Below are 14,777 nucleotides of genomic sequence, written 5' to 3'. Positions count from 1 at the left end.
GTCCTAGAGTCGAACGGGCGTGCACACGCCAGACAACAACGACAACAAGGGCCCGCGTCAATGAGCCATGCCGACCTGATCACCCCCACCCGCTTCATCGCCCACCTGCCCGCCACCCTCGGGCGCGTGCCGCGTATGCTGCGCGGGCTCTACTACACCGGCATCCGCAACCGCGAGAAGAACCTGTCCCTGGGCTGGGCCCTGGAGCGCGCGGCGCGCCTGTACCCGGACGCCCCGGCCCTGCTGGAAGGCCCGCGGCGCCTGTCCTACGCCCTGTTCAACGGCTGGGCCAACCGCCTGGCGCGCGCCTTCCAGGCCGAGGGCGTGAAGCACGGCAGCGTGGTCGCGGTGATGCTGGAGAACCGCGCCGAACTGCTGGTGACCCTCGCCGCCCTGGCCAAGCTCGGCGCCGTGGGCGCGCTGATCAACACCACCCAGCGCGGCCAGGTGCTGGCCCACAGCCTGAACCTGGTCAGCCCCGGCCACTTCGTGGTCGGCGAGGAACTGCGCGAGGCCTTCGACGAAGTCCGCGCCAGCCTGCAGGGCGGCGCCGAACGCCTGTACTGGGTGGCCGACGACGACACCCTGCGCGACCCCGGCCAGGCCCCGGCGGGCTGGGCCAACCTGATGCGCCTGGCGCAGTCCCAGGCCTCCGACAACCTGGCCGAGACCACCCAGGTGCGCCTGAAGGACGCCTGCTTCTACATCTACACCTCCGGCACCACCGGCCTGCCGAAGGCCTCGATCATGAGCCACGGGCGCTGGATCAAGGCCTACGGCGGCTTCGGCCACTCCGGCCTGGGCCTGGGCCGCGACGACGTGCTCTACCTGACCCTGCCCTGCTACCACAACAACGCCGTCACCGTGTGCTGGAGCGCGGTGCTGGCCGGCGGCGCGGCCATCGCCCTGCGCCGCAAGTTCTCCGCCAAGGCCTTCTGGAAGGACGTACGCCATTACAACGCGACCTGCTTCGGCTATATCGGCGAACTGTGCCGCTACCTGCTCAACCAGCCGGCCTGCGAGGAAGAGCGCGACAACAGCCTGACCTGCATGATCGGCAACGGCCTGCGCCCGTCCATCTGGGGCGAGTTCAAGGCGCGCTTCGGCATCGAGCGGATCACCGAGTTCTATGCCGCAAGCGAAGGCAACATCGGCTTCACCAACGTCTTCAATTTCGACAACACCGTGGGCTTCTCCCCGGCCACCTACGCCATCGTCCGCTACGACCTGGAGAACGACCACCCGCTGCGCGACGCCAAGGGCTTCATGGAGAAGGTCGGCAAGGGCGAGTCGGGCCTGCTGATCAGCGAGATCAGCGACAAGTGGCCGTTCGACGGCTACACCGACCCGGCCAAGACCCAGGCGGTGATCTACCGCGACGTGTTCAAGCAGGGCGACGCCTGGTTCAACACCGGCGACCTGATGCGCGACCTGGGCTTCAAGCACACCCAGTTCGTCGACCGCCTGGGCGACACCTTCCGCTGGAAGGGCGAGAACGTCTCCACCACCGAGGTGGAAAACGTCCTCGGCGCCTTCCCCGGCGTGGAAGACGCGGTGGTCTACGGCGTGGAGATCCCCGGCACCGACGGCCGCTGCGGCATGGCCGCGCTACGCCTGGCCCCCGGCCAGGCGCTGGACGGCCAGGCCCTGGCCGAACACCTGGACCGCGAACTACCGGCCTACGCCGTGCCGCTGTTCCTGCGGCTGCTGCAGCAGGTGGAGACCACGGGGACCTTCAAGTACAAGAAGGCCGACCTGAAGAGCGCCGGGTTCGATCCGCGGCAGGTTGGCGAGGCGCTGTTCGTGCGGTTGCCGGGGGAAGTGGATTATCGGCTGCTGGATGAGGGGGTGTTCGGGGCGATCCAGCGCGGGGAACATCGGTTCTGACGGTCTTTTCTTTCGTAGGAGCGAGCTTGCTCGCGAACAACCGAGTCAAGCCCGACTCCGGAGCGATGTCGAAGTCCGTCCCCTCTCCCCAACCCTCTCCCTGAAGGGAGAGGGGGCTAGTCCGTGCCGAGAGGAGGCCAGGTTTCAGCCAGTAACTTTCAATGCTGCCGGCTGACTCCAGAACATCAGCCTCTGCCCAACGGTCCCCTCTCCCTTCAGGGAGAGGGTTAGGGAGAGGGCGCTCTCCAGGCCCAGCACCAGAACCGCCGGGAAACACCATTCGCGAGCAAGCTCGCTCCTACGAAAAGCCCCCCGACTCAATTCCGAAACTGAAACTGCACCTCCGCCCCACGAATCTCCGAATGCCAGCTGTCATCACTGGGATCGCTACGCTCCCCCCGCTCCCGCTGGATCAACCGGCCACCCACCTGGAACGGGCTCTCCTTCTCCTCGAACATCGGCGGCAGCAGCGGCTTGTCCAGGTCCTCGCGCAGGGCACGGCCCGGCTCCAGGCCGTGCAGCACGTCCCTGGGCAGGCGCAGGTCGAGCTTGGAGGGCGGCAGCGGCTTGTTCACGCTGGGTTCGGCGGCTTTCTTCGGCTTGGCGTCGGCCACCGGCAGGCGCTCGGGGGCCAGGGGCTTGCCCAGTTCCGCCTTGGGCGCAACTGGCTTCGCGCTGGCGGCGGGCGCCGGCCTGGGCTGCGCCGCGGGTTCGGGCGGCGGGGCCTTTTCCGCCGGGGCGGCAGGCGCCACCGCGGGCGCCTCGGCCTTGGCCCGTGGCGTCTTGTCGGCATCGCCGCAGGCGCTCAGCAACAGCGGCAGGAGGGTCAGCAGAACGAAGCGTCGCAACATCACGGGGCAGGCAAATGGCCAGGGGCGCGTCATCCTCGCCTTAGTTGATCTGTAAGACAAGAGGCTCAGATCAATCCGAAGGCAATTCCGATAGACGCGCTCAGGCTCTCAAGGGCGGGCCTCCAGGCGCCGCAGCTCGGCGTCGATATCCAGTCGCGGATAGCGCCGCTGCAGGTCCTCGCGCAGCCTCGTGGCGGCCGCCTGGTCGCCCTGCCGCCGCAGCTCGGCCAGGCGCCGCAGGCTGGCCTGCGGTTCCGCCGGGACCGGCTCGGCGCTGCGCTTGGCCATGGGCGCGGCCGCGTCGGCTGCTACCGCGCTTTCCGCCATCTGCTTGCGTTGCTCCAGTTGCGGAGCCGGCGCCGCGGCGGGGGCGGCCGGCGCCGAGTACAGCGCCGGGGCGGCCTGGCGGGCGGAGCGGGCCATGGATTCGGCCTTGGGCGCCGGGGCCATGGCCGGTGCGACGGCATCGTAGTGCGGGGCTTCTTCGAAGGTGCGCAAGGTCAGGCTCAGGCCGATGCCCAGGGTCGCCACCCCGGCCAGGGCCACCGACCAGCGCTGTGGCCGGCCGAACAGCCAGCGGCCCAGGCGTTGCCAGGCACTCGCGCGCGGCTGCACGGCGGCGCGGGCCGCAGCCAGGATGCGGGCGTCCAGCTGCGCCGGGGGCTGCTCGCCACCGTGCCGGCGGAAATGTTCGAGCAGCTCGGCTTCCTCGGCGTCCGGCCGCTGCGGATGGCGGGTCATGGGGCTACCTCCTGGGTCGCCGCCGGGTCGGCGAGCAACCGGCGCAGTTTCTGCAACGCGTAGCGCAGGCGGCTCTTCACCGTCTCGGCGGGCGTGCGGGTCAGTTCGGCGATCTCCTGCAGCTCCAGGTCACCGTGGGCGCGCAGCAGGAACACTTCGCGCTGCTCGCCGGGCAATGCCTCCAGGGCCTGTTGCAGACGCTCGCGGTCGCGGCTCAGGCTCAGTTGCCGCAGCGGGTCCTCGGCCTCGCCGGGTAGAGCCTCGCCGTGCAACTGCTCGTCGAAGGCCTCGTGCTGCGCGCTGCGCCGGCCGTTGCGCCGCCAGTGGTCGATCAGCCGGTTGCGGGCGATCCGGTACAGCCAGGTGCGGAAGCTGGCCCGGCCCTCGGGCTCGCTGTCGCTGCGGATCAGGCTCAGCCAGGTTTCCTGGAACACTTCCTCGGCCTGCGCGATGTCGCCGCCCAGGCCGCAGAGGAAGCGGTACAAGCCCAGGCGATGGCGCGCGTAGAGCGTGGCGAAGGCCTCGGCATCGCCTTTGCGGTAGCGCCGCAGCAGCGCGGCGTCGTCTTCGTCCGTGGTCAAGTCAGGGGTTCCGTGCCAAAGGGGTTTGCAGGCTGCGCGCCAGCTCGACGAGCTGGAGGAATTCGCCGCGCAGGCCGAACGGGTCCTCGCCGCGCGCGCTTCGGGCCAGGGCCAGAGTATCGCCCAGGTCGAAGCCGCCGGTGTAGCGCGCGCCGTCGAGTTGCTGGGCGAAGGCCGCCACCGCCGCGGCGAAGCGCAGGTCGTCGCTGGCCCGGGCCAGATCGGTAGCGCCGGTTGTGGCTATCGGGCGTTCGACGAGCTGGCTGGGCCCGCCCTCCGGCTTCTGCCAGCGCACCCGCAGCCAGGCCAGTTCGTCGCCCTTGCCGGCGGGCTTGGCCTCGGCCTGGTAGCGCAGCGGCTCGAGCCAGCCCCTCTGCCCTTTCGGGACGATCTCGTAGAGCGCGGTGACCGTATGCCCGGCGCCGATCTCGCCGGCGTCGACCTGGTCGTTGTTGAAGTCCTCGCGCTTCAGCGCGCGGTTCTCGCAGCCCAGCAGGCGGTACTCGCTGACCTGCGCGGGATTGAATTCCAACTGGAGCTTCACGTTCTTCGCCAGCACCGCGAGGGTCGAGCTGAGCTGTTCCACTAGCACCTTGCGCGCCTCGCGCAGGTTGTCGATGTAGGCGTAGTTGCCGTCGCCGGCGTCGGCCAGCTGCTCCATCAGGCGCTCGTTGTAGTTGTCCACGCCAAAGCCCAGGGTGGTCAGCGACACCCCGCTGCGGCGCTTCTCGGCGGCCATGGCCTTGAGCGTCTCGAAGTCGCTGACGCCGACGTTGAAGTCACCGTCGGTGGCCAGCAGGATGCGGTTGATGCCCTTGTCGATGAAGCCCTGCTGCGCCATGCGGTAGGCCAGTTCGATGCCTGCCGCGCCAGCGGTGGAGCCACCGGCCTGCAATTGCTCGATGGCGGCGCGGATCTTCGCCTTGTCCTTGCCGGAAGTGGGTTCCAGCACCACCCGCGAGTCGCCGGCATAGACCACCAGCGACACCTTGTCCTGCGGCCGCAACTGGTCCACCAGCAGCTTGAGGGTGCCCTTCACCAGCGGCAGGCCTTCGCGGCGGTCCATGGAGCCGGAGACGTCCACCAGGAACACCAGGTTGGCCGGCGGCAGTTGCTCGACGCTGCGCTCCGAAGCCTTGATGCCGATGCGCAGCAGCCGGGTGTGCGGGTTCCACGGCGACGGCGCCAGCTCGGTGGTGATGCCGAAGGGGCTGTCGTCGCTGGGCGGCGCGTAGGCATAGGGGAAGTAGTTGAGCATCTCTTCCAGGCGCACCGCACCCTGGGGCGGCAGGCGGCCCTCGTTGAGCAGGCGGCGGACGTTGGCGTAGCTGCCGGTGTCCACGTCGATGCTGAAGGTCGATACCGGCGCCTCGGCGACGCTGTGCACCGGGTTCTGCGCCAGCTTCTGGTACTGCTCGCGGTCCTGGTCGCGGTAGCCGGCCGGCAGCGGCTCGGGCGCCACCGGCAAGGCGTAGCTTTCCAGCATCGGCGTGGCAGCACGGCGGGCCTCGCTCTTGGCGGCCAGGTCGGCGAGCGGCGCCTGTTTCGTCATCGAAGGCTGGGCGGCCTGTTGCTGGGTGGACTGGCCACAACCGCCCACGGCCAGCAGCAGGCCGATGGCGACGGGACGGAAGGCGGAAGCGGGAAGGGACATGACGGCGGCCTCGGTGAAGGAGTCAAACCTTCAGACGAGGCCGTCAGCCAAAACGGGTTAAGCATCAACGTAGGGCGTACAACCGTTCGCGGTTGTACGCCGTTACACCCAGGTTGCAGCCAACGCCCGGGTTGACCTCGGAGTCGTCTGGGATCGAGGCCAGGCGGCGTATAACCGCGAACGGTTATACGCCCTACGCCCTTGTTTCAGGCAGCGATCTGCTCCTCCTGGCACAGCTGGCAGGCCAGCATGCCGAGGGTCATGATCGCCCGCTCCGCCTCACGGTTCCACGGGATGCCGCAGGTCAGGCGCAGGCAGTTGTTGAACTGCTCGGTGTTGCTGAAGATCAGCCCCGGGGCGATGCTGATGCCCTGCTCCAGCGCGCGCACGTGCAGTTCCTTGGTGTTCACCTTGGCCGGCAGGCTGACCCAGAGGATGAAGCCGCCCTTGGGCCGGGTCATCTGCGTGCCCTCCGGGAAGTACTGCTGCACCGCCAGCTGGTAGGCGGTCATGTTCTTGCGGTACTCCTGGCGGATGTAGCGCAGGTGGCGGTCGTAGCCGCCGTTCTCCAGGTAGGCGGCCACGCCCATCTGCGTCACCGTGCACGCCGAATGGGTGGTGAAGGTCTGCAGGCGGCGGATTTCCTCCTGGTAGCGCTCGGCGATGATCCAGCCGATGCGCACCCCCGGCGAGATGGTCTTGGAGAAGCTCGAGCAGTACACCACCCTGCCCTCGCGGTCGTGGGCCTTGAGTGACTTGGTCTGGCCCTCGTCGAACATCAGCTCGCCGTAGATGTCGTCCTCGATCACCCCGATGTTGTGCTCGGAGGTGAGCTTGAGCAGTTGCTTCTGGCGCTCCTCGGGGATGGTCCCGCCCAGCGGGTTGGACAGCCGCGCGGTCAGCACCAGGGCCTTGATCGGCCACTGGTTGGCGGCCAGCTGCAGGGCTTCCAGGCTGATGCCGGTGAGCGGGTCGCTGGGGATCTCGATGACCTTCAGGCCGAGGATGTCGGCCAGTTGCAGCAGGCCGTAGTAGCTGGGCGACTCGGTGGCGATCAGGTCGCCGGGGCGGGTCATCACCCGCAGCGCCATGTGGATGGCATCCACGCAGCCGTGGGTGATGGTCACCTGGCTGGGATCGACCACCACGCCGGCGTCGCGCATGCGGATCGCCACCTGACGGCGCAGCGGCTCGTAGCCGGGGCTGAACATGTAGCTGAAGGCCCGCGGGCTGGAGAAGCGGGTGACCTTGGCCAGTTGCTGGTGCAGCGCGCGCACCGGCAGGTAGTCCACGTGCGGCACCGCCGCGCCCAGGGGGAACACGCCCTCGCGGCGCGCCTCGGCCAGCACCTGGTTGATGATGCTGCTGCGGGTCACCAGGCCGGGGCGCTCGACCCGCGCGATGTCCGGGGTCGAGGCGGTCAGCGCCGGGGTGTGGTGCACGTAGAAGCCGGACTGCGGGCGCGCGCGGATCAGCCCCTGGTCCTCCAGGGTGGCGTAGGCCTGCAGCACGGTGGCGTGGCTGACGTTGAGCTGGGTGCTCAGCTTGCGTACCGAGGGCACGCGCTCGCCCGGCTGGTAGACGCCGCGGCGGATGTCCTCGGCGAGTTGCTGGGCGATGCGTTGGTACAGAAGCAGATTGCTCATGGCGGCGATCCCTCGGGCATTGGACCGAAACAGTAGCCAAAAACTCGAAACTGTTCCAGAACAGTAGCAGGGAAACATACCGATACAGCCCGCCGCCGATGATCGGCGCAGGCCGCGCGCCAGAGCGCCTCAGAACTCGCCGAGCCAGTCCAGCATGCCGGCGATCACCAGTTGCGCGTCGTTGGTCACGCCCAGCTTCCTCATGGCGTTGCGCTTGTGGGTGCTGATGGTGGAAACGCTGCGGCTGGTGCGCTCGGCGATCTCGCCTACCGTGGCGCCATGGGACAGGCGGAGCAGGATGTCGATCTCGGTGGGGCTCAGCGGCTGGCCGGTATGGCGCTGCGGGCGCAGGGTGGGGTCGGTGTAGGTCAGCCCCTGGCGAATCCGCGTCACCGCCTCGTCCAGTACCGACAACGGGCTGCGCTTGCAGACATAGGCGCTGGCGCCGCACTTGAGCGAGGCCCGCGCCATCAGCGGCGCCCCCGACACCGAGTAGACCAGCACCTTGAGCTGCGGGTAGTTGCGCTGCAGCCATTCGAGCAAGTGCACGCCATCGCGCCCGCGCGAGCCGGGCAAGGCCATCTCGGTGATCAGCAGATCGAGGTCGGGGCGTTCGCTCAACTGGCGCAGCAGCGAATCTGTATCGGTGACCCAGTCCAGCACCTGCACCTGGCCCTGGTCGGCCAGGTAGCGCTGCAACCCCCAGCCGGTCAGCGGCTGGGCATCGGCGACGAGGGCTTTGAGAGTTTCACGTTTGAAGGGCATTGCGGGTTCCTGCTGGCGGACGCCCCGGAGTGGGGTGGTCCCATCGGCGTATTTTCGCCAAGGCGACCCTCGAACAGCTTCGAGATGCCGCCCTGCCAACAGGTTAGCAGCGCCGGGCCTGCCTGCCCGGCGCCGGGGGCTCAGCGCTGGGCGCCGAGCTGGCCCTTGTCGTCGGAGAAGACGATTTCCACGCGGCGGTTCTGCGCGCGGCCCAGGGACGAGGCGTTGTCCGCCACCGGGTAGGCCTCGCCGAAGCCCTGCACCTGGATGCGCTTGGCGTCCACGCCGAGGTCGGTGAGCACGTCGGCCACCGCCTGGGCGCGGTCCCGGGACAACTGCTGGTTCTCCTGCTCGTCGCCCTGGTTGTCGGTGTAGCCCTCGATGCGGATCACCCGCCGCGGGTTGAGCTGGAGGAACTGCACCAGCTTGAGCACGGTGCGGTTGGCGGCGGGCTTGAGGTCGGACTCGCCGCTGTCGAACAGCACGTCGCCGAGGGTCAGCACCAGGCCGCGCTCGGTCTGGTCGGTGGCCAGGCTGACCATCTGCTCTTCCAGCCACTTGCTCTGCTCCTGCACGCTGGCCAGCTTGGCCTCGCGCAGGGCCAGCTGCAGGCGCTCGCGGTCGAGCTGCTGGCGGGCCAGGCGCTCCTGGTTCAGCGTCAGGTTGCTGCGCTCGCGGGCGATCTCGCTGTAGCGCTGGCTGAGGTAGGCGTACTGCAGCACGTCGTCGTTGCTGCCCCAGTAGCTGGACAGGCGCTCGGCGCGGGCCAGCGACTCGCCGGCGCGGATCACGTCGCGCGGCGCGCTGTGCAGCACGCCGGTGTCGTCCTTGACCGCCTGGAACTCGCTGCGCGCGCGCTCCAGGGACTGCTCGGCGAGCTGCCCGTGGGTGCAGCCCGCCAGGGCCAGGGCGGCGGCGACCAGGCCGCATGGCATCAACTGGCGCGGGCTCATTTCACTTCCCCCAGTTGGCGGCGCAGGCGCTGGATGCTCTTGCCCTGCTCGGCCAGTTGCGCGGCGCTCTTGCCGGTCAGCACCTTGGCCTCGGCCAGGCGCGCGTCCAGCTCGGCCTGCTCGGCGAGCTGCCGGGCGCGCTTGTTGGCGGCGCCGGCCATGGCTTCGCGGGCAGCCTGGTACTTGTCCTCGGCCAGCTTGAACTCGGCCACCTCGTCCGTGGCGCCGACCGCCCGGGCCTGGTCCAGGGCCTGCTCGGTGAGGCGCATCTGCTCGTTGGGAAGCGGGTCGTTGGCGCATCCCGCCAGGGCGCACAGCAACAGCCCGGGGAGGGTCATGCTTGGCTTGCTCACGAAATCTTCTCTACTGCGTGGGAGAGGCGGCGGACCGCGCTTGCTCGGCCTGCCAGCGCTGCAGGTTGCGCTGCAACAGGCGCTGCGGTACGCCGGCGGCGATCAATTCTGTCATCTTTTCCTGCAGTTGTCCGCGCAGTTCCGGGCCGTAGCAGGGCGAGGCGTGGGCCAGGGTCAGGTACAGCCCTTCGCTGGAGATCGGCGGTTCCAGCGGCTGCAGGCGCTGCTGCAGGCCCAGCCGGGCCGCCGTGGCCAGGCCGGGGAAGCGCTCGTAGAGCACGTAGTCGGTGCGCCCCAGGGCCAGCTTCTGGAAGGCCTGGGCCACGCTGGGCACCTCTTCCAGGGTCAGCTGCTGCTCGGCGAAGTCGTCGAAGGCGGCGCCGAAGCTGTTGTTCACCAGGGTGCCGCCCTTGTGGCCGCGCAGGTCTTCCCAGCGGGCGTAGGGGAAGCCTTCGCCCTTGTGCACCCAGACCACGTTGTCGGTGCTGAGGAAGGCCGGGCGGATGTAGTCCATGATCGCCTCGCGCTCGGGCGTGAGGAAGGCGCCAGCGAGCAGGTCGACGCGGCCCAGGCGCGCCTCTTCCTGGGCGCGGGCCCAGGAGCCGGTGTAGCGCACGCGGATGCTCACGCCCATGGACTTGCCCAGTTGCTCCAGCAGCTCGGCGCTGGCCCCGACCAGGCGCTCCGGCTGGGCGGGGTCGCGCCAGAGGAACGGCGGGTATTCCGGGTTGCCGCTGGCCACCAGCACCGAACACTGGCTGCTCTGGGCGTGGGCATGCAGCGCCAGCAGGCCGACCATGGCCAGCAGGACGCGGCTGCGCCTGATCATGCGCGGTCCTCGCGAACCGGCGAAAGGGAGGGCGATGCGTATGACGACGGCATGCTAGCTTCTGTAAGAAAAAGTTCTGAGCGAAGGGTCAGACTAGGCGAATTCGGACGCCAGTGCAGCATGTCACTGTTCAGGTGGATACGCCATGCCGGGAACCGTCGCGTTCCCGTCCCGACTCTGAATTTCCGTTACCCCGGTCACAAGGATCACCGATGAAGAAAGTCCTGCTCGCCCTCGTCCTGCTGCTGGCCGCCGGCGCCGGCGTGCTCTACGCCTTCCCTTCCACCCTGCTGGCCAGCGCCCAGTTCGTCGAGCGCACCCGCGCCGGACTGGACGAGCAGAGCGTGCGCGTCGACGGCCTGGACATCCGCTACTACGAGGGCGGCCCGCGCGAGGCGGAGACTGTCCTGCTGGTCCACGGCTTCGGCGCCGACAAGGACAACTGGCCGCGCTTCGCCCGCTACCTGACCTCGCGCTACCACGTGCTCATCCCCGACCTGCCCGGTTTCGGCGAAAGCAGCCAGCCCCAGGCCATCAGCTACGACGTCGGCACCCAGGCCGAGCGCCTGGTGGACTTCGCCAAGGCCCTGGACATCGGCCGCCTGCACCTGGTGGGCAATTCCATGGGCGGGCAGATAGTCGCGCTGATGGCCGCGCGGCATCCGGACATGGCCTTCTCCGTGGGCCTGTTCGACAACGCCGGGATCATGGCCCCGCAACAGAGCGAGCTGTTCAAGCGCCTGCTCGGCGGGCAGCCCAACCCGCTGGTGCTGAGCCGCCCCGAGGACTTTTCCGGGCTGATGGACTTCGTCTTCTACCAGCGCCCGCCGATGCCCGAGCGCCTGCAACTGTACCTGGGCGAGCGCGGCGTGCAGCGCAGCCAGCTCAACGCCTACATCTTCGGCCAGCTGCGCGAGCGCTACATCCCGCTGGAGCCGGAGCTGCCGAAGATCACCGCGCCCACCCTGCTGCTGTGGGGCGACCGCGACCGCGTGCTGGACGTTTCCAGCATCGAGGTGATGAAGCCGCTGCTCAGGCATCCCAGCGTGGCCATCCTGCGCGACTGCGGCCACGTGCCGATGATCGAGCGCCCGGAAGAGACCGCCAGCCACTACCTGGACTTCCTCGAACAGGCCAAGGCCCAGCGCACCGCGGCTCGCTGAGACACAAATGCAGAACCGGCGCCTGGGCGCCGGTTCTGTGCGGAGCGAAGATCAGCGCTTAAAGCTGGATCAGACCGGGAATCTGCACGTCCGGATTGACGTCCTGCTCGTAGTCCACGCCGGCGATCTCGAAGCCGAACAGGCGCAGGAACTCGGTCTTGTAGCCGGTGAAGTCGGTCAGCTGGTACAGGTTCTCGTTGGTCACCTGGTTCCACAGCGTCTTCACCTTGTCCTGCACGTCCGGCTGCAGCTCCTTGTAGTCGGCGCGCAGGCGGCCGTCGGCGTCCAGGTGCGGCTGGCTGCCGTAGAGGCTGTCGCGGAACAGGCCGTCGACCTGCTCGATGCAACCCTCGTGGGTGCCCTTCTCCTTCATCACCTTGAACAGCAGCGACAGGTACAGCGGCATCATCGGGATGGCCGAGCTGGCCTGGGTGACCACGGCCTTGAGCACCGACACGCGGGCGTCACCGCCGGTGGCGGCCAGCTTCTCGCGAATGCCCAGGACCTTCTGGTCCAGGTCCTTCTTGGCCGCGCCGATGGAGCCGTTCCAGTACAGGTCGTGGGTGATCTCTTCGCCCAGGTAGGTGAAGGCGGTGGTCTTCACGCCATCGGCCAGTACGCCGGCCTCCTGCAGCGCGTCCATCCACATCTGCCAGTCTTCGCCACCCATCACCGCGACGGTGTTGGCGATCTCCTCGGGGGTCGCCGGCTCCATCACGCTTTCCTTGATCACTTCCTTGTCGGTATCCAGGCCGCGGAAGTTGACGGCCTTGCCCACCGGCTTGAGCACCGAGTTGAAGACTTCGCCGGTCTTCGGATGGGTGCGGCGCGGGGCAGCCAGGCTGTAGACCACCAGGTCGACCTTGCCCAGGTCCTGCCTGATGGTTTCGATGGTGGCTTTCTTCACCGCGTCGGAGAAGGCGTCGCCATTGATGCTGCGGGCGTACAGGCCCTTGGCGTGGGCGAACTTCTCGAAGGCCGCCGAGTTGTACCAGCCGGCGGTGCCAGCCTTGGTCTCGCTGCCCGGGCGCTCGAAGAACACGCCCAGGGTGGCGGCGCCGGCGCCGAAGGCGGCGCTGATGCGCGCGGCCAGGCCGTAGCCGGTGGACGAGCCGATCACCAGGACCTTCTTCGGACCGTTGGCGATGGGGCCATGCGCCTCGACGTACTCGATCTGTTCCTTGACGTTGGCTTCGCAGCCGGTCGGATGGGTAGTGACGCAGATGAAGCCACGCACGCGCGGTTTGATGATCATGAAAACCTCGTTTGCCAGGTGCCGTTAGAACAGGTTCAGGTACTGAAGACGTTGCGCATTGTAGATGAGACACCTTCTCTTGGGCGCAACCGGGAGAAGATTCGTGACCAGTGGGTCATCCCCTGCGGCGAACACGGGAAACCAGGGGCCCGAAATGAAAGAACCCGCTCCTGGGAGCGGGTTCCTTCGTCAGCGGTTCAGGCTCAGACGGCCTTTTCCAGCTCCGGTACGAGCTCGAACAGATCGCCCACCAGGCCGTAGTCGGCGACCTGGAAGATCGGCGCCTCTTCGTCCTTGTTGATGGCGACGATGACTTTCGAGTCCTTCATGCCCGCCAGGTGCTGGATGGCACCGGAGATGCCCACGGCGATGTACAGCTGCGGGGCGACGATCTTGCCGGTCTGGCCGACCTGCATGTCGTTCGGCACGAAACCGGCGTCGACGGCGGCGCGGGAAGCACCGACGGCGGCGCCCAGCTTGTCGGCCAGGGCGTAGAGGATCTTGAAGTTGTCGCCGTTGCCCATGCCGCGGCCACCGGAGACCACGATCTTGGCGGCGGTCAGTTCCGGACGGTCGGACTTGGCCAGCTCTTCGCCGACGAAGGCGGACTTGCCGGCATCGGCTGGGCCGGAAACCTGCTCGACGGCAGCCGAACCGCCTTCGGCGGCGACGGCGTCGAAGCCGGTGGTGCGCACGGTGATGACCTTGACCGGGGCCGAGGACTGCACGGTGGCGATGGCGTTGCCGGCGTAGATCGGGCGCTTGAAGGTGTCGGCGCTGACCACGTCGATGATCTCGGAGATCTGGTCGACGTCCAGCAGCGCGGCGACGCGCGGCAGGTAGTTCTTGCCGTTGGTGGTGGCGGCGGCCAGGATGTGGCTGTAGCCCTTGCCGAGGTCGGCCACCAGCGGAGCGACGTTCTCCGGCAGTTGGTGGGCGTAGGCGGCGTTGTCGGCGACCAGCACCTTGGCAACGCCCGCGATCTTGGCGGCGGCTTCGGCCACGGCGCCGACGTTCTGGCCGGCGACCAGCACGGCGACATCGCCACCGATCTTCTGTGCGGCAGCGACGGTGTTCAGGGTGGCAGCGCCCAGGACGCCGTTGTTGTGCTCAGCGATTACCAGGATAGCCATCAGATTACTTTCGCCTCGTTCTTCAGTTTCTCGACCAGTTCAGCCACGGACTTGACCTTGATGCCGGCGCTGCGGGCAGCCGGAGCTTCCACTTTCAGGGTCTTCACGGTGGAAGCGGTGGAAACGCCGAGGGCGTCCGGGGTCACCACGTCCAGCGGCTTCTTCTTCGCTTTCATGATGTTCGGCAGCGACGCGTAGCGCGGCTCGTTCAGGCGCAGGTCGGTGGTGACGATCGCCGGCAGGTTCAGCGCAACGGTCTGCAGACCGCCGTCGATTTCACGGGTGACGTTGACCTTGTCGCCAGCCACTTCGACCTTGGAGGCGAAGGTGCCCTGGGCGTAGCCGGTCAGCGCGGCGAGCATCTGGCCGGTCTGGTTGTTGTCGCTGTCGATAGCCTGCTTGCCGAGGATGACCAGCTGCGGCTGCTCTTTGTCGACCACGGCTTTCAGCGCCTTGGCGATGGCCAGGGAGCTCAGTTCTTCGTTGGTCTCGACCAGGATGGCGCGATCGGAGCCCAGAGCCAGGGCGGTGCGCAGTTGTTCCTGGGCCGCGGTCGGGCCGACGGAGACGGCGACGATTTCAGTGGCGACGCCTTTTTCCTTCAGACGCACGGCCTCTTCCACGGCGATTTCGCAGAAGGGGTTCATGGACATTTTCACGTTGGCGAGATCGACGCCGGAGTTGTCCGCCTTGACGCGGACCTTGACGTTATAGTCAACCACTCGTTTGACAGCTACAAGAACCTTCATGGATTCCTCGTTTTTCTCCGGTGAATAGGAATGTCGCCAGACAGGCCTGGCCGGTAGTGCACGCCATCTGCGACTACATCCAGCGAGACCGCGACCGCAAAACCGTGGCTATCTTGACCGCATCGCCCTGTCGGGTCAATACGCGTGAATGCCCGTTCATAAGGCGCGGAAGCCGATTCTATCAGGCTTCCGCGCATTTCAAACAAACGTTTGTATT

General features: G+C 67.9%; 14 protein-coding genes. 2 read left to right on the top strand and 12 right to left on the bottom strand.

Going from position 1 to position 14,777, the window contains the following annotated elements:
- Positions 1–60 precede the first annotated feature (60 nt).
- Positions 61–1,887, top strand: coding sequence for a long-chain-acyl-CoA synthetase (locus M8R19_RS25630; RefSeq protein ID WP_249919294.1), 1,827 nt, complete (start codon positions 61–63; stop codon positions 1,885–1,887).
- Positions 1,888–2,204: 317 nt separating this feature from the next.
- Here the strand turns inward: M8R19_RS25630 and M8R19_RS25625 are convergent, their stop codons facing one another.
- The 9 genes from M8R19_RS25625 to M8R19_RS25585 all read right to left on the bottom strand — a co-directional run bounded on the left by M8R19_RS25625 (position 2,205) and on the right by M8R19_RS25585 (position 10,260).
- Positions 2,205–2,738, bottom strand: coding sequence for a hypothetical protein (locus M8R19_RS25625; protein WP_249919293.1), 534 nt, complete (start codon positions 2,736–2,738; stop codon positions 2,205–2,207).
- Positions 2,739–2,846: 108 nt separating this feature from the next.
- Positions 2,847–3,479 carry a hypothetical protein gene (locus M8R19_RS25620; protein WP_249919292.1) on the bottom strand — a complete coding sequence of 211 codons (633 nt, stop codon included), beginning with the start codon at positions 3,477–3,479 and terminating at the stop codon, positions 2,847–2,849.
- Positions 3,476–4,060 carry an RNA polymerase sigma factor gene (locus tag M8R19_RS25615; protein WP_249919291.1) on the bottom strand — a complete coding sequence of 195 codons (585 nt, stop codon included), beginning with the start codon at positions 4,058–4,060 and terminating at the stop codon, positions 3,476–3,478. Before M8R19_RS25615 ends, M8R19_RS25620 begins: the two co-directional genes overlap by 4 nt.
- 1 nt (position 4,061) lies before the next feature.
- The gene (locus M8R19_RS25610) at positions 4,062–5,714 is read right to left on the bottom strand and encodes a vWA domain-containing protein (RefSeq protein ID WP_249919290.1); all 1,653 of its coding nucleotides are present in this window, start codon (positions 5,712–5,714) and stop codon (positions 4,062–4,064) included.
- A gap of 206 nt (positions 5,715–5,920) precedes the next feature.
- Positions 5,921–7,360: an aminotransferase-like domain-containing protein gene (locus tag M8R19_RS25605; protein WP_043267229.1), complete on the bottom strand. Its 1,440-nt coding sequence runs from the start codon at positions 7,358–7,360 to the stop codon at positions 5,921–5,923.
- Positions 7,361–7,489: 129 nt separating this feature from the next.
- Positions 7,490–8,125: a response regulator gene (locus M8R19_RS25600; protein WP_074979806.1), complete on the bottom strand. Its 636-nt coding sequence runs from the start codon at positions 8,123–8,125 to the stop codon at positions 7,490–7,492.
- A 140-nt stretch (positions 8,126–8,265) separates the two neighbouring features.
- Complete coding sequence (locus M8R19_RS25595; protein WP_074979808.1) at positions 8,266–9,078, bottom strand: OmpA family protein; 813 nt, start codon at positions 9,076–9,078, stop codon at positions 8,266–8,268.
- Complete coding sequence (locus tag M8R19_RS25590) at positions 9,075–9,416, bottom strand: DUF4398 domain-containing protein (RefSeq protein ID WP_074979810.1); 342 nt, start codon at positions 9,414–9,416, stop codon at positions 9,075–9,077. Before M8R19_RS25590 ends, M8R19_RS25595 begins: the two co-directional genes overlap by 4 nt.
- Positions 9,417–9,441: 25 nt before the next feature.
- Complete coding sequence (locus M8R19_RS25585) at positions 9,442–10,260, bottom strand: substrate-binding periplasmic protein (protein WP_116424851.1); 819 nt, start codon at positions 10,258–10,260, stop codon at positions 9,442–9,444.
- Between the two features lie 212 nt (positions 10,261–10,472).
- Here M8R19_RS25585 and M8R19_RS25580 point away from each other — a divergent pair, with 212 nt between their 5' ends.
- The gene (locus tag M8R19_RS25580; RefSeq protein WP_249919289.1) at positions 10,473–11,423 is read left to right on the top strand and encodes an alpha/beta fold hydrolase; all 951 of its coding nucleotides are present in this window, start codon (positions 10,473–10,475) and stop codon (positions 11,421–11,423) included.
- A 58-nt stretch (positions 11,424–11,481) separates the two neighbouring features.
- Here the strand turns inward: M8R19_RS25580 and fabV are convergent, their stop codons facing one another.
- From fabV to M8R19_RS25565, 3 genes are all read right to left on the bottom strand, one after another.
- Positions 11,482–12,678, bottom strand: coding sequence for an enoyl-ACP reductase FabV (gene fabV, locus M8R19_RS25575; protein ID WP_249919288.1), 1,197 nt, complete (start codon positions 12,676–12,678; stop codon positions 11,482–11,484).
- A 203-nt stretch (positions 12,679–12,881) separates the two neighbouring features.
- Positions 12,882–13,811 (bottom strand): electron transfer flavoprotein subunit alpha/FixB family protein, encoded by a 930-nt coding sequence (locus M8R19_RS25570; RefSeq protein ID WP_058071006.1) that lies wholly within the window; start codon positions 13,809–13,811, stop codon positions 12,882–12,884.
- Positions 13,811–14,560 carry an electron transfer flavoprotein subunit beta/FixA family protein gene (locus tag M8R19_RS25565; RefSeq protein WP_249919287.1) on the bottom strand — a complete coding sequence of 250 codons (750 nt, stop codon included), beginning with the start codon at positions 14,558–14,560 and terminating at the stop codon, positions 13,811–13,813. The genes M8R19_RS25570 and M8R19_RS25565 overlap by 1 nt, the downstream gene beginning before the upstream one ends.
- Between the last annotated feature and the right edge of the window lie 217 nt (positions 14,561–14,777).

It is taken from the genome of Pseudomonas sp. R3.Fl (assembly GCF_023516765.1).
Taxonomy (GTDB): Bacteria; Pseudomonadota; Gammaproteobacteria; order Pseudomonadales; family Pseudomonadaceae; genus Pseudomonas; species Pseudomonas citronellolis.
The sequence above is the reverse complement of the archived record's forward strand: the minus strand, read 5'-3'. Positions and strand labels throughout refer to the sequence as shown.

Bases quoted from the DNA above. Each gene is read 5' to 3' on its own strand.
- M8R19_RS25630 (WP_249919294.1), top strand. From the start codon at position 61: ATGAGCCATGCCGACCTGATCACCCCCACCCGCTTCATCGCCCACCTG.
- M8R19_RS25625 (WP_249919293.1), bottom strand. From the start codon at position 2,738: ATGTTGCGACGCTTCGTTCTGCTGACCCTCCTGCCGCTGTTGCTGAGC.
- M8R19_RS25620 (WP_249919292.1), bottom strand. From the start codon at position 3,479: ATGACCCGCCATCCGCAGCGGCCGGACGCCGAGGAAGCCGAGCTGCTC.
- M8R19_RS25610 (WP_249919290.1), bottom strand. From the start codon at position 5,714: ATGTCCCTTCCCGCTTCCGCCTTCCGTCCCGTCGCCATCGGCCTGCTG.
- M8R19_RS25605 (WP_043267229.1), bottom strand. From the start codon at position 7,360: ATGAGCAATCTGCTTCTGTACCAACGCATCGCCCAGCAACTCGCCGAG.
- M8R19_RS25600 (WP_074979806.1), bottom strand. From the start codon at position 8,125: ATGCCCTTCAAACGTGAAACTCTCAAAGCCCTCGTCGCCGATGCCCAG.
- M8R19_RS25595 (WP_074979808.1), bottom strand. From the start codon at position 9,078: ATGAGCCCGCGCCAGTTGATGCCATGCGGCCTGGTCGCCGCCGCCCTG.
- M8R19_RS25590 (WP_074979810.1), bottom strand. From the start codon at position 9,416: ATGACCCTCCCCGGGCTGTTGCTGTGCGCCCTGGCGGGATGCGCCAAC.
- M8R19_RS25585 (WP_116424851.1), bottom strand. From the start codon at position 10,260: ATGATCAGGCGCAGCCGCGTCCTGCTGGCCATGGTCGGCCTGCTGGCG.
- M8R19_RS25580 (WP_249919289.1), top strand. From the start codon at position 10,473: ATGAAGAAAGTCCTGCTCGCCCTCGTCCTGCTGCTGGCCGCCGGCGCC.
- fabV (WP_249919288.1), bottom strand. From the start codon at position 12,678: ATGATCATCAAACCGCGCGTGCGTGGCTTCATCTGCGTCACTACCCAT.
- M8R19_RS25570 (WP_058071006.1), bottom strand. From the start codon at position 13,811: ATGGCTATCCTGGTAATCGCTGAGCACAACAACGGCGTCCTGGGCGCT.
- M8R19_RS25565 (WP_249919287.1), bottom strand. From the start codon at position 14,560: ATGAAGGTTCTTGTAGCTGTCAAACGAGTGGTTGACTATAACGTCAAG.